We start from the raw sequence: 13,110 nt of genomic DNA on the forward strand, positions 1-13,110 counted from the left end.
CCTCACCTATTGCTTTCGTTAGGCGGCACCCGGCCGATTGATCGTCAGGAAGTGACGCACGACAGGCTTTTCGGGGCCGACATGATAGGCCAGCACCTTGCCCTGCAGGTCGGCATCGGCATTGGAGACCCGCTTGTGCTGGCGAAGATGCTCGGCCCAGGATTCCACCATGAACCACTCGACGATCTTTTCCGGATCGGCAGAGTCTTCGGTCACGCCCCAGCCGTAGGCACCGTCGCGGCGGCGTTCGCTGGCGAGGTGATCGATGGCATGCAGGAAGGCACTGCGGTGCTGCTTTTCGACTTTGTATTCGATCAGGATCAGAACCGGACCACGGTCATGGGCAACGGGCTCGGCGACAAGCGGCTCAGGCCAATGGTTGGACGGCACCATGTCGGCGTCGCCTGCAGGAAGCTTGATGCGATGCATGATCAAGCCGGCGACGAGCAGCCCAGCGGCACCAATGAGCAAGGCCGACGGGATGCCTACGGCTTCGCCAACCGCACCCCACCCCAGGCTTCCGGCCGTCATCGCGCCGTTGAAGACGGTCAGATAGACGGCAAGACCACGACCGCGCACCCAGTTGGGGAGCACCGACTGCGCCGCTCCGTTCAGGGTCGTCAACGCCGTGATCCAGGCGCCGCCGAGGAAGAGAAGAGCAATGATGGCGACGACCTTCGGCGGTGCAAACGACAGGATCCCCATGACGATGGCCGTGACCAGAGCTGCGCCCAGAAGAAGGCCGTCAGAACTCAGGCGTTCGCGCAGTTTCGGCATGACCAGTGCCCCACCGATCGCACCGGCACCCACCGCACCGAGCAGGATGCCATAGAAGCCGGCATCGCCTCCGAGCAACTGCCGGGCAACCAGGGGCAAAAGCGCCCAGACCGCGCTGGCGAATGCGAAGAAGATCGCGGCCCGCAGCAGGACAACATGCAGCGGCCTGCTCGAGCGGGTGTAGCGAAGTCCGGCCCGGAAGGCGCCGAAGAAGTTTTCCTGAAGCGCATCGTTTGCGTTCTTTGCGCGCGGCCACCAGACGAGAGCTGCAATGACGAAGATGTAGCTGGCAACGTCGGCGCCATAGGTGATCCCGGCTCCGAAGGCCGCGAGAAGCAGGCCGCCCGCGGCCGGTCCGATGGAGCGGGCAATATTGATGCCGAGCGAGTTGAGCGCGACCGCGCTCTTGACGTCCTCGCGTCTCACCAGTTCCGGCACGATCGCCTGCCAGGTCGGGCCCATTAGAGCGGCACCGATGCCGCCGAGGAAGGTCAGGCCGATCAGCGCGCTGACCGAAAGCATACCGGTCTGGGACAGAACCATCAGCGAGATGCTAACGGACGCCAGCAGGAGCTGGACGGCGATCAGGAACTTGCGGCGATCGAGGATGTCGGTGAGAACGCCAGCCGGGATGGCCAGCAGGAAGATTGGCAGGGTGCCTGCTGCCTGAACAAGGGCGACTGCGGCAGGCGATGCGGACAGGTCCGTCATCAACCATGCACTGGCCACGTCGCGCATGAAACTGCCTGTATTGCCCAGAACAGTAGCGATCCAGAGAACCGCGAAGACAGGCTGTGCGAGAGGAGCGAAAGTGCCCCCGGAAGTTTTTCCTGCACTCATTTGCCCGCTCCCTTGTTAAGATCAGATGCTGCGACGAAGACGAATGCGCCTGCGAGGCCGATATGTTCGAAGAAGGCATTGGTCGCCATCATGCGATCCATGCCCGGGGCCATTTCCCAGAAGCGCAAGGCAATAAAGGTCGCGAGAAGTGTGAAGCCTAAGAGGGCCAGGGCGCCTGCCCAGCGCATGAAGCCGGAGACAACCATGGCCGAAGCCGTCAGTTCGAATACAATGACGGCGACGGCGAAGAAGGCGGCCGGATGAAGGCCGAAATGATCCATCTCGGCCAGCGCGCCATTGAAGTCGAAGATCTTCATGAGCGGCCCCTGGATGTAAGCGGCGCAGAGCGCGAGCAACGAGACGGTTCGTACGGCGGTAGAGCCGACAATGCGTGCCAGACTATTCCGGACGGGGCCTAACGTTTGAGATTGGTGGGTCATGTCTGCTCCTGCATGTTCGCCGATCGGACCGAGCGGCTGCGTTTGATGGAGCGATATTGGCGGCATGCGGGCTCACCAACAATTGCATCAATAGTTTCGATTTAATTGCAAATTTTGCAATTATGGGATAGGTTGCTCGGGCGATCTGAATAGCCGCCCGAGCGGGAGCTTGAATCACACCGCCCAGCAGGAGCAGCCGAGCGCGCCGAAGAAGCCCTTGAGGTCGGCAATCGGAAGTTTGGATGTCCAAGCTCCGGCATGGTCGTGGCCGTGGACGCCGCAGTCGCTGGCGCAGCCGCAGGTCGAGATTGCCGTACGGCGCAATGACCGGGCACCGGCACCTTGCGGCTCACCCCAGGCGGCATAACCGCCAAACTTGCGGACAGGCGACCAGTCCGGCATCGCGGGAGGAATGTCGTTTTCGTCGAGCGCGTTGAAGTCACCTGCGCCATAGACGATCTTGCCGCCCACCATGGTCAGCTCCGAGACGAGGAAGGAGATCTCCTCCTCGGCACAGGAGAAGAAGTCCTTGTCCGGCACGATCAGATCGGCGAACTGGCCCTTTTCGATCCGGCCCTTCTTGCCCTCCTCGTTGGAGAACCAGGTCACTTTCTCGGTCCACATGCGAAGCGCCGTCTCGCGGTCGAGGCAATTGGCACGCGGGTAGAGCTGCATGCCGCCAACCGTCTTGCCGGTCACCATCCACGACAGCGACACCCACGGATTGTAGGAGGCGACGCGGGTGGCATCCGTGCCGGCGGAGACGTTGACGCCCTTGTCGAGCATGCGTTTGATCGGCGGGGTGGCTTCCGCCACACCATGGCCGTAACGCTCGACGAAGTACTCGCCCTGATAGGCCATGCGATGCTGGGTGGCGATACCACCACCGAGTGCCGCAATGCGATCGATCGAACGCTCGGAGATCGTTTCCGCGTGGTCGAAGAACCAGTTCAGGCCTTCGAGCGGAACATCCTTGTTGACCTTCTCGAACACATCCAGCGCGCGGGAGATCGTCTCGTCATAGGTGGCGTGCATGCGCCAGGGCCAGCGGTTTTCGGCAAGAACCCGCACGACTTCTTCCAGCTCGCCTTCCATCTCCGGCGCCATTTCCGGGCGCGGCTGACGGAAATCCTCGAAGTCGGCGGCGGAGAAGACGAGCATTTCGCCAGCGCCGTTATGGCGGAAGTAGTCATTGCCCTGCTTGTATTTGACCGATTGCGTCCAGTTGAGGAAATCCTGCTTCTCTTCCTTGGGCTTTTGCGTGAAGAGGTTGTAGGCAAGCCGGACCGTCATCTGGTTTTCGTCGGAGAGCTTCTGGATCACTTCGTAGTCGTCCGGATAATTCTGGAAGCCGCCGCCCGCGTCGATCACGCCGGTGACCCCCAGGCGATTGAGCTCGCGCATGAAGTGACGGGTCGAGTTGACCTGATAGTCGAGCGGCAGCTTCGGCCCCTTGGCAAGCGTCGAATAGAGGATGCCGGCATTCGGCTTGGCGAGCAGCATGCCGGTGGGATTGCCGTTGGCATCGCGGGTGATCTCGCCACCTGGCGGGTTCGGCGTATCCCGGGTGTAGCCGACGGCACGGAGTGCTGCGCCGTTCAGCAGCGCCCGATCATAGAGATGGAGGAGAAACACGGGTGTGTCCGGGGCGATCGCGTTGATCTCCTCGATCGTCGGTAAACGCTTTTCGGCGAACTGGTGCTCGGTAAAGCCACCGACGACGCGCACCCATTGCGGCGCAGGCGTGATCGCGACCTGCCGTTTCAGCATGTCCATCGCATCGGCCAGCGAACGAATACCGTCCCAGCGGAGTTCCATGTTGTAGTTCAAACCACCGCGCACGACATGGGTGTGATTGTCGATCAGACCCGGCAGGACACGCTTGCCCTTGAGATCGATGATCCTCGTGCCGGGCCCGGCCAGCGCCATGACCTCGGCATCCGTGCCGACCTCCTGAAAGAGGCCGTCCTGGATGGCGACTGCGGTCGCGTTGGGATTGGTCCGGTCAAGCGTCGTGAATCGACCATTGTGAAGGATCAGGTCGGGATGCATGCTGTCTACTCCGGTCTGTTTGGGATCGGCGGCATTTGCCGTTGCGAAAAGGTTCGAGATCGCCAGGCTTGACGCTCCACCCAGGAAGGTTCGGCGCGTCGTCATCAGCTCCGCTCTTCTTTATTCGTATCTTCCCGATGGGCAACCGCAACAGGGTTGCCGCCCTTGGGCATGTGACCGAACATATGCGGCTTGATTTGATGAAGCCATGAGACCGCGGCCGGCTCCTTGCTCCACAGGGTCTTGGCGAGTGGAATGATCTGTTCGCCGACAAGAATGCCGAGAAGACCAACGAGCGCGACAACAGGCGGAGCCGGTGAGCGGACGTTCAGGAGGCTGTAAACGACCCCTACCAGCAGACCGGCACCGAGCGATAGAAGATAGATTTTCATGGGTATGCTCCACGGGATAGAGAAAGACCACTCCGACGGGGTATCGGAGTGGTCTGATGGGAGTCCTTACTTGACGGGGTTCGGGCCGATACGCTTGCCGTGGGCGACACGCTCGGCAGCCTTGTGGACATGCGTGTAGGCATAGTCGATGCCCATGCCATAGGCGCCGGAATGCTCCTTCACCAGTGTGGTGACCGCATCATAGGTTTCCTTGCAGGCCCAGTCGCGCTGCCATTCGAGCAGGACCTGCTGCCAGGTGACCGGGATCACACCGACTTGAACCATGCGGTCCATCGCATATTTATGCGCGTCCGAAGAGGTGCCGCCGGACGCGTCGGCGACCATGTAGATCTCGTAGTCCGGAACGTCGTGGAGAGCCGAGAGGGCGAAGGTTGTGTTGCAAACTTCTGTCCACAGACCGGATACCACGATCTTCTTGCGACCGTTTGCGGCATTCCTCGCCAGCGCGTCGCGGACATTCTGATCGTCCCAGGAGTTCATCGAGGTGCGTTCCAGGATGTCGTTCTCCGGATAGACGGCAAGCAGTTCCGGGAAGGTGTTGCCCGAGAAGCTTTCGGTTTCAACCGTTGTGATCGTGGTCGGGATGCCGAAGATCTTCGCAGCCTTGGCGAGACCGACAACGTTGTTCTTCAGCGTCTGACGGTCGATCGACTGTACGCCGAATGCCATCTGCGGCTGCTGGTCGATGAAGATGAGCTGGCTGTTCGCCGGGGTCAGGACTTCGAGCTTGGACATGGGTCAATTCCTCTTCGGTTGTTGGGGCCGCCTGTTGCGGTGTAAGAAACGGTTAGCAGCTATCGTTCGGACGTCGCGGTAAGACAGTCGTTCTGCAATCCTTGGAGTGTTGCCGTTTCCCGTTGGGAGCAGTTCACCCGTTGTCTTGGCTGCTGAATAGAAACTAGCGCATCGGGTTTCCATGCAGAATTGCAATATTAATTGCGAATGAATTGCAAAATTCGCAACAATTGGCATCAGTCTCACTTCGCCCGTCTCGTTGGGGCAAACGTCCGTCGCTCACCGTATCGGGCTTCTCGTGAAAAATACGCGGCAGATCTTGTTGAATAATCAGGTGCGTTGAACAAAAGACATACAAAGCAGCCGTGCAGGCGCAGATTGACCCGCCTGCCGCACCGATACAGTGACGACCACGTCGAAACATCGCATTGCCACGCAACCGGACGTTTTGCCGACGGCCCAGGCTATCACCCTGTCTTGAATGTCATCCCTGCCCCGGCCAGATGCTGGCTGATCAATCGGGACAACCAGACGCGGATGGTCAAGAGTACCTTATCACGTTCGCCCTGAGCGCCCTATGTCGATCGGTCGCCGTTAGCACAGGACGTGCCAAAGCGTCGCAAATCCTGGGATTCACGACGCTTCAAGTTCTACATCACATTGTCTCGCGTCACGCCGCCAGTGGTACAAGGTTGGCCTGGATCAGATCCCGGTATTCCTCGTATCGGCTCGGCAGTTTGAGCACTTCTCCAAGATGTGCGGTGTCCTCGTCGCGATTGAAGCCCGGTTCGTTCGTCGCAACCTCAAACAGGATGCCGCCCGGTGTGCGGAAATAGATGGCCCAGAAGTAGTCGCGGTCGATGACAGGTGTCACCTGGTAACCTGTATCCAGCAACGCCTTGCGCACTTCGAGTTGCTTCTCGCGATTGTCGACTGCAAACGCGATATGGTGAACCGAGCCAGCGCCCTGGCGGGCAAACGTCGTCCTGGGCAGTGCTGCGAGATCGATCGTATTCGCGCCATTTCCATCCGGAATGATGAAGCGGGTGACGTCACCCTCCTTCTCCGCGCGCTGATAACCCATGAAACCAAGCAGTTCTTCAGTCCCTGCTGTATCATGCAGGCTGAAGCGGGCGCCGGCGAATCCACGAATGGCCACATCGCCAGGAATTCCCTCGCTGAGCCACGGCGCGCGGTCATCCTCGGCGGTCTCGATCAGCGCCAGACCGTCGCCATCAGGTCCCATGAAGCGAAGTCGGCGGGCACCGAATACGGTATCCGTTTCCAGACCGGCGACGCCCTGGCTGGTGAAGCGATCCTGCCAGAATTTCAACGCACCCTTCGGCACGGAGAACTGTGTCTCGCCGACCTCGCCCACGCCGGGGCGGCCCAGCATCATGTTCTGAAACGGGAAGTAGGTCATGACCGTGCCGGCCGAGCCGTTCTCGTCACCATAATACAGGTGATAGACGCTCGGATCGTCGAAATTGACCGTTTGCTTGACGCGGCGAAGGCCAAGCGTGCCGGTAAAGAAGCGGTTGTTCTGCCGGGCATCCGAAGCCATCGAAGTTACGTGATGCAGTCCCTTGATATCCTTGATCATGTCTATGCCTTTCAATAGGCGCTGGATTAAAGTGTTGAAATGAATATAGCCTTCTTGAACGACAAAAATAATTGCAATATTACTTTTGATTGAATTGCAATTATTGAAACAATGACATGAACGACTACAAAGCTCTTCGAACCTTCCTTCTTGCCGCTGAGAAGCGCAACTTCGCACAGGTCGCTCGCGAACTCGACATGACGCCGGCCGCCGTCACGCGCGCCATCGCAGCCCTTGAGGCGGAACTTGGCGTGCAGCTCTTTGTGCGCACCACGCGGCAGGTATCGCTGACAACAGACGGTGCGATCTTCGCCGCGCAGATCCAACCGGCGGTGAAGGTGCTGGAAGACGCACGGCGCGAGGTGATGAACGCGCACAAGGCTGACGAGGGACGTCTGCGGATCAGCGCGCCGACATGGTTTGGCAAGACCGTGCTGCCACCAATTCTGTCAGGCTTCAAGGAACGCTATCCGAAAATGAGCTTCGAGATTTCGCTGTCCGATGGGCTGGTGAACATCGTTGATGATGACTACGACCTGGCCATCCGCATCTCGTCGCAGCCGTCCGACAAATTCACGATCTGGCGGAAGATACGGGTGGTGCCACGTATCCTGGTCGCGGCACCAGGCAGCCGTTTCGCCGACATGCAGCATCCGAACGAATTGAAGCCCGACGACTGCCTCGCTTACAGTGGCGAGAGTCGCCGCGAGAACTGGGTGCTGTCGGATGGCGGATCGAGCATGAATATCTCGGCGGGTCGTGCCTTCAGCGCCAACAGCGGCGAGGTTTTGGCGGACATGGCTGCGGACGGCGCGGGCGTCGCCTTGCTACCCGGCTTTAACATTGCTGACCACATCAGGAGCGGTCGCCTGATCCACATCTTCAAGGGGTGGGCGCCGCCCGATCTGTGGCTGACCTTGTTTTACCCACCGTATCAGGCACTCCCTCCCCGGATCGCATCCTTCTCGAAGTTCTTTGAAGAGCAGGTCGGCGCCCATATGGTCATGTTGGACTGACGCACACTGCCGCGCGTCTTCATGATCCACATGCGGCCTTAAGCCCGTTCCTAGATCGCGCCATCACGTGCAAGAGCCCGCAGTCTTGCGGCGACCAATTGCTGCAATTGCCAAAGGTTTCGGTCAAAGATATTGCGATCCGCCAGATCCAAAACCGTCCGATGCAGATACTCGGCACACGATCCGGCGGGTCCGCATGCCTGTGCGATCAACGCTGCCGCGTCACCAAGAGGTATCTTCTCGGTCAGCGGAGATCGCTGGTTGCTCGCCCAGAATGTGAGTGCACGACGTGTCCCTGTCGGCGTTTTGACCGAGACCCATCGCACCATGTCGCAGACTTCGGCGTAGCGGATTTCACGCGCAAGCAAAGTCCGTAAATCATGTGTTTTCGTCGAGCATGGAAGCTTCAGGACCACACCTTGGCAACTCCCTCCAGGCCGAAGCGCGAGCATCAGACCCGGCGCATCCGAAGTGGCCCTGAGCCGCTCTATCCTCAACGAGAATGCACGGTGCCATCCATGAGCAACCGCTTCTTCACTGGCAGCGACCTCGAATCCCGGATTCCACATCAGGGATCCGTATGCGAACACCCAGATATCCTCACCATCGACCTCCTGTTCAACTTTGCAGACGAGTTCATCAAGTTGCTGAGACGAAATTGGGGTCCAGTTCGGTTCCGGGCCTTCGTCATCCACAACCCTGAGCGTTCTCGCGACAAGGGAAGTGGTTAGTTGCATGGCATCGAGCACGCGCATCTTGGCGGGGAGCGTCTTTGGCATCGTGAACGTACTACCTGTTTCAATGAGGATACCGCCGAAGCAAAGTTGTGTCCGGAGGGTGGTGGCATGGTTGTTGCCGGTCAGTCAGCGCCACGACCGATTACGGCGCGGAATGTGATCTCGACGATCTGCTCCGGAAACGCCAATGCTGTAACGCCGATCAGGTTGCTGGCGCACCGCGGAATGTCCATACCGTACATTTCCTTGCGAACCTTCGAGCCAGCGGAAAACGCACTCGGGACATCGAGAACGAACAAGGTTTCTTCAACGACATCATCGAGTGTCTCCCCATACGTGGCGAGCAGTGTCTTGGCGTTGACGTAGGTCTGGCGGATCTGCGCCTCCATCTGCGAAAAATCGACAGGCCGCCCGCTTGCATCGAGTTGGTCCGGAGCGATGAGCTCGCCATCGCGGTCGTGACTCAACTGCCCCGACATGTAGATCGTGTCCTTGACCTGCACGGCTTGCACGTAACCGAATGCCTGTTCCCAGGCGACTCCGAGGTCTGCGACCTTCTTGGCGGATTTCTTGTTCGTCATGACAGCACCCGTCAGTGTTGAGGAAGCGTCCGAGCGCTTGTGAATCTTATGGTTTGACAGGCGACGGATGCGTGGGAGGCCGCACCCGTCGCCAGGGCCGATCAAGCCTTCACGAAGGCCAGCAGATCGGCGTTGAGCACGTCGGCATTGACGGTCAGCATGCCATGCGAGAAGCCCGGATAGGTCTTCAATGTGCCATTTTTCAAAAGCTTGACGGATTTCAGCGCCGAGTCGGCGATCGGAACGATCTGGTCATCCTCGCCGTGCAACACGAGCGTCGGAACGGTGATCGCCTTCAGGTCTTCCGTCTGGTCCGTTTCGGAAAAGGCCTTGATGCCGTCGTAATGGGCCTTTGCGCCGCCCATCATGCCCTGCCGCCACCAGTTCTGGATCACACCTTCGTGGACCGTCGCGCCATCACGGTTGAAGCCGTAGAAAGGCCCCGCGGGAACTTCGCGGAAGAACTGCGCGCGGTTGGCGGCAAGTGCTGAACGGAAACCGTCGAAAACAGCGATCGGCAGGCCTTCCGGGTTGTTCTCGGTCTGCAGCATCAGCGGCGGGACCGCTGAGACGAGCACGGCCTTGGCAACGCGGCCGGAGGGCTGGCCGTGCCTGGCGACGTAGCGGGCTACTTCGCCGCCACCGGTGGAGTGACCGATGTGAACCGCGTTTTTCAGATCAAGCGCCTCCGCCACGGCAAAGGCGTCGGCGGCATAGTGGTCCATGTCGTGGCCTTCCGAAACCTGGGCCGACCGACCGTGACCGCGACGGTCATGGGCGACAACACGATAGCCCTTGGCGAGGAAGAACAGCATCTGCGCGTCCCAGTCGTCCGACGACAGCGGCCAGCCGTGATGGAAGACGACCGGCTGCGCGTCCTTCGGACCCCAGTCCTTGTAGAAGATGTCAACGCCGTCCTTGGTTGTTACATATGCCATTGTCTTGTTTCCTTCGATTGAGTTGGGCGAAGCAGCGTTGGCTGCGAAGCTGAAAGAGGGTGAAATTGCCATGGCCGCTGCGGAGGCGCCTAAGGAAAGCAGAGCGCTTCTGCGTGTCATGGAAGAAAGGGTCCGGGTCATCTCGCATCCTGCGATTTCGTCATTGAAAACTCAGACGACGCTGCATTCGTCTGATGAGGCGATACTGCCGTCAGATCGATGCGTTCACAATTGCATGAATTATTTAGAATTTATTGCGCTTATTGAAATAAACTCGAGTGCTCGCAATGACGGCGCTGCAATCCAGATCGCGACGGCATTCACGATCGGCCTGACTGCCCTGGCCTTACCGTCAGCTTCAGCCCCGACAGGCCTCACCTGTACAGTCCCGAATTGCTCCCGATGCACAGCCCGGGAGTGTCATGAGTTGACGGACGGTTCGCGGGACGGCTGCGCGAAGGCATGCTTGGTGGCAGACTGGCGGCGGCGCTCGCGATAGGCCAGAAACTGAGTATCTGCGATCACACCGACCAGGATGACGGCTCCCATGACCGCGAAATTGAGCGACGAGGGAATCCCAAGCAGGTTGACGAGATTCTGCAGCACTTGCAGCAACACCACTCCCAGCACGACGCCGACGATAGACCCCTCACCGCCTCTCAGCGAAAATCCACCCAGAACCGCGGCCGCGATCGCATAGAGCTCGTAGAAATTGCCATGCGACGAGGGTTGGACCGATTTCGTATACATGGCGAAGAACACCGCGGACATGCCGGTCAGGAAGGCACACAGGACATAGGCCGTCACGATGACGCGCCTCGTGTCAATTCCGGAATAACGCGCGGCCTCTTCATTCTTCCCCACGGCCAGCAGATGACGGCCAAACACCGTACGGTGCAGGAGACACCACGCGAGGACCGCGAAGATGGAAAAAGCGATGACGGAATGCGGCACGCCGGCGGTGCGACCGACAAACAGGTATTCCAGCATAGGCAGGTCCGTGCCGAACGTAAAACCTGCCGTGCCGTCCTTCGTGTAGAAGCGTGCGATGCCCCGATAGATCAGCAAACCACACAGCGTGACGACGAAGGGCTGCAGCTTGAGACGGGTGATCAGCCAGCCGTGCAGCAGACCAATCACCACGGCGAGGATGAGCACGATCACGAAGGCAACAGGCCAAGGCACGCCATGCGAGGCGATCAGGTCGATGAAGATGACGCCGAGCAGGGCAATCACCGATCCGATCGAGAGTTCGATGCCCCCGGTGACGATGACGAATGCCTCGGCGATCGAAAACAGACCGAAGAGCCCGATCAGGTTGGCCGTGTTGGCAAGGTTGATGGGCGAGATGAAACGTGGATTGACCAGGGTGACAATGGCACCGATGGTCAACACCAGTATGGCGAGGCCCATGTCCTTCTTTTGCATGCGGTCCTCCTATTCCACCGCCAGCCGCAGGATCGCGTCTTCACTCAACTCGGCGCGGGAAAGCACGCCGGCAATCCTTCCGCGACGCATAACTGCCACGCGGGTGCAAACGCCGATCACTTCCTCCATATCCGACGAAATCATCAGCACCGCCGTCCCGCTTTTTGCCAGGTCGCGCATCAGGCTATAGACCTCCGCCTTGGCGCCGACATCGACTCCTCGTGTCGGCTCGTCGAGGATGATCAGCCGGGGCTTCAGCCGAAGCCACTTGGCCAGCACCACCTTCTGCTGGTTCCCGCCCGACAGTTCTCCGACCGGTAGGTCGAGGCTTTTCGCGCGGATCGACAGGCGGTCTCGGAATTCTTCGGCGATGCCCAACTCTGCCTTGCGGTCCACGAACCCTGCGCGAGCAATTGCGGATAGACTTGGCATGACGATGTTCTGAGCGAGCGTGAAATCCAGAAAGAGACCTTCGGATTTACGATCTTCGGGAACGAGACAAATCCCGGCCGCGATGGCCGCCTGCACTGATCCGGAGGGAACCGGCTGCCCATCGACCTCGAAATGCCCACCCTCGACCGGATCGATGCCGAACAGTGCCCGGGCGAGCTCCGTCCGCCCCGCACCGACCAATCCTGCCAGACCCAGGATTTCGCCGCCTCGAACCTCAAGGTCGACGGGAACCTTGGGATAGGCCTGGGTTCGCAGTCCCTTTGTTCGAAGAACGACCAGTCCCCGATTGGTTTCGGGAGGGATATAGAACTGCTTGACGTCCCGGCCGATCATCAGCCGCACCATGGCATCTCGGGTGATCGCCGCTTTATCCAGCTCACCCGCATTCCGGCCGTCCCGTAGTCCGACAACCCGGTCAACCACGTCTTCAACTTCCGCAAGGCGGTGGGTGATGAACAGAACGGCGACACCATCGGCCCTTAGCCGTCGGATCACGTCCAGCAAACGTTTTGTCTCAGCCAGGGTGAGACTGGAGGTCGGCTCATCCAGGATAAGAAGGCGCACATTGGTTGAAAGGGCCTTGGCGATCTCCATCAGCTGCTGGTCAGCCAGGGAGAGTTCGGAAACCGGTGTCGACGGCCCGAAGCGGGCGCCGAGCATGTCGAGCAAAGGCCGAACACGATCCGCCATCGCCACGGGGTCGATGAAACCAAAGGGGCGGCTACGCGGCTCACGCCCCAGCAGGACATTGCCCGCGACATCGAGGTTGAAGAATGGATTGAGCTCCTGGTGCACGAATGCAATCCCGCGCGCCAAAGCCTCCGTAGGCGTCAGACGGGGCACACTTTTACCATCAATGACAATCGCGCCTTCATCCGGCGCAATCGCACCACCGAGCACCTTCATCAAGGTGGATTTCCCGGCGCCGTTTTCTCCGATCAGTCCGACGACCTCGCCGCCACGGATGCCCAGCGAAACACGGTCAAGCGCGAAGGCGCTCGGATACACCTTGGTAATGCCGACCAGATCGAGCGATATGCGAGCAGCGGCAGACATCAGGTTGACCTCAGTTGCTGTTCAAGCCTGCGCGGACGCGA

12 protein-coding genes are annotated in these 13,110 nt (G+C 59.8%); 1 reads left to right on the forward strand and 11 read right to left on the reverse strand.

What is annotated here, in order from left to right:
- Positions 1-18: 18 nt before the first annotated feature.
- The 6 genes from IM739_RS19725 to IM739_RS19750 form a co-directional block, all read right to left on the reverse strand.
- The gene (locus IM739_RS19725; protein ID WP_237371510.1) at positions 19-1,617 is read right to left on the reverse strand and encodes an MFS transporter; all 1,599 of its coding nucleotides are present in this window, start codon (positions 1,615-1,617) and stop codon (positions 19-21) included.
- Positions 1,614-2,057 (reverse strand): DoxX family protein, encoded by a 444-nt coding sequence (locus IM739_RS19730; protein ID WP_237371511.1) that lies wholly within the window; start codon positions 2,055-2,057, stop codon positions 1,614-1,616. The genes IM739_RS19725 and IM739_RS19730 overlap by 4 nt, the downstream gene beginning before the upstream one ends.
- Before the next feature lie 174 nt (positions 2,058-2,231).
- Positions 2,232-4,214: an amidohydrolase gene (locus IM739_RS19735; protein ID WP_237371512.1), complete on the reverse strand. Its 1,983-nt coding sequence runs from the start codon at positions 4,212-4,214 to the stop codon at positions 2,232-2,234.
- A complete protein-coding gene (locus tag IM739_RS19740; protein WP_237371513.1) occupies positions 4,214-4,501 on the reverse strand; it encodes a XapX domain-containing protein in 288 nt (95 codons plus the stop codon). The genes IM739_RS19735 and IM739_RS19740 overlap by 1 nt, the downstream gene beginning before the upstream one ends.
- Before the next feature lie 66 nt (positions 4,502-4,567).
- The gene (locus tag IM739_RS19745) at positions 4,568-5,257 is read right to left on the reverse strand and encodes a hydrolase (RefSeq protein ID WP_237371514.1); all 690 of its coding nucleotides are present in this window, start codon (positions 5,255-5,257) and stop codon (positions 4,568-4,570) included.
- A 670-nt stretch (positions 5,258-5,927) separates the two neighbouring features.
- Entirely contained in the window at positions 5,928-6,860 is a 933-nt protein-coding gene (locus IM739_RS19750) for a VOC family protein (RefSeq protein WP_237371515.1), read from the reverse strand.
- 116 nt (positions 6,861-6,976) lie between these two features.
- Here IM739_RS19750 and IM739_RS19755 point away from each other — a divergent pair, with 116 nt between their 5' ends.
- Positions 6,977-7,876, forward strand: a complete 900-nt coding sequence (locus IM739_RS19755) for a LysR family transcriptional regulator (RefSeq protein WP_237371516.1) — start codon at positions 6,977-6,979, stop codon at positions 7,874-7,876.
- Between the two features lie 50 nt (positions 7,877-7,926).
- On the opposite strand, the gene IM739_RS19760 is transcribed toward IM739_RS19755, so the two are convergent.
- The 5 genes from IM739_RS19760 to IM739_RS19780 form a co-directional block, all read right to left on the reverse strand.
- Positions 7,927-8,655 (reverse strand): gamma-glutamylcyclotransferase, encoded by a 729-nt coding sequence (locus tag IM739_RS19760; protein ID WP_237371517.1) that lies wholly within the window; start codon positions 8,653-8,655, stop codon positions 7,927-7,929.
- 80 nt (positions 8,656-8,735) lie between these two features.
- Complete coding sequence (locus IM739_RS19765) at positions 8,736-9,194, reverse strand: Rid family hydrolase (RefSeq protein ID WP_237371518.1); 459 nt, start codon at positions 9,192-9,194, stop codon at positions 8,736-8,738.
- 101 nt (positions 9,195-9,295) lie between these two features.
- Positions 9,296-10,132, reverse strand: coding sequence for an alpha/beta fold hydrolase (locus IM739_RS19770; RefSeq protein WP_237371519.1), 837 nt, complete (start codon positions 10,130-10,132; stop codon positions 9,296-9,298).
- A gap of 420 nt (positions 10,133-10,552) precedes the next feature.
- The gene (locus IM739_RS19775) at positions 10,553-11,560 is read right to left on the reverse strand and encodes an ABC transporter permease (protein WP_237371520.1); all 1,008 of its coding nucleotides are present in this window, start codon (positions 11,558-11,560) and stop codon (positions 10,553-10,555) included.
- Positions 11,561-11,569: 9 nt separating this feature from the next.
- Positions 11,570-13,069 carry a sugar ABC transporter ATP-binding protein gene (locus tag IM739_RS19780; RefSeq protein WP_237371521.1) on the reverse strand — a complete coding sequence of 500 codons (1,500 nt, stop codon included), beginning with the start codon at positions 13,067-13,069 and terminating at the stop codon, positions 11,570-11,572.
- Between the last annotated feature and the right edge of the window lie 41 nt (positions 13,070-13,110).

The organism is Rhizobium sp. SL42, from assembly GCF_021729845.1.
GTDB lineage: Bacteria > Pseudomonadota > Alphaproteobacteria > Rhizobiales > Rhizobiaceae > Allorhizobium.

What these genes read in the sequence shown, in the direction of transcription:
- IM739_RS19725 (WP_237371510.1), bottom strand. Translation starts at nt 1,617, where the DNA reads ATGAGTGCAGGAAAAACTTCCGGGGGCACTTTCGCTCCTCTCGCACAG.
- IM739_RS19730 (WP_237371511.1), bottom strand. Translation starts at nt 2,057, where the DNA reads ATGACCCACCAATCTCAAACGTTAGGCCCCGTCCGGAATAGTCTGGCA.
- IM739_RS19735 (WP_237371512.1), bottom strand. Translation starts at nt 4,214, where the DNA reads ATGACGACGCGCCGAACCTTCCTGGGTGGAGCGTCAAGCCTGGCGATC.
- IM739_RS19740 (WP_237371513.1), bottom strand. Translation starts at nt 4,501, where the DNA reads ATGAAAATCTATCTTCTATCGCTCGGTGCCGGTCTGCTGGTAGGGGTC.
- IM739_RS19745 (WP_237371514.1), bottom strand. Translation starts at nt 5,257, where the DNA reads ATGTCCAAGCTCGAAGTCCTGACCCCGGCGAACAGCCAGCTCATCTTC.
- IM739_RS19750 (WP_237371515.1), bottom strand. Translation starts at nt 6,860, where the DNA reads ATGATCAAGGATATCAAGGGACTGCATCACGTAACTTCGATGGCTTCG.
- IM739_RS19755 (WP_237371516.1), top strand. Translation starts at nt 6,977, where the DNA reads ATGAACGACTACAAAGCTCTTCGAACCTTCCTTCTTGCCGCTGAGAAG.
- IM739_RS19760 (WP_237371517.1), bottom strand. Translation starts at nt 8,655, where the DNA reads ATGCCAAAGACGCTCCCCGCCAAGATGCGCGTGCTCGATGCCATGCAA.
- IM739_RS19765 (WP_237371518.1), bottom strand. Translation starts at nt 9,194, where the DNA reads ATGACGAACAAGAAATCCGCCAAGAAGGTCGCAGACCTCGGAGTCGCC.
- IM739_RS19770 (WP_237371519.1), bottom strand. Translation starts at nt 10,132, where the DNA reads ATGGCATATGTAACAACCAAGGACGGCGTTGACATCTTCTACAAGGAC.
- IM739_RS19775 (WP_237371520.1), bottom strand. Translation starts at nt 11,560, where the DNA reads ATGCAAAAGAAGGACATGGGCCTCGCCATACTGGTGTTGACCATCGGT.
- IM739_RS19780 (WP_237371521.1), bottom strand. Translation starts at nt 13,069, where the DNA reads ATGTCTGCCGCTGCTCGCATATCGCTCGATCTGGTCGGCATTACCAAG.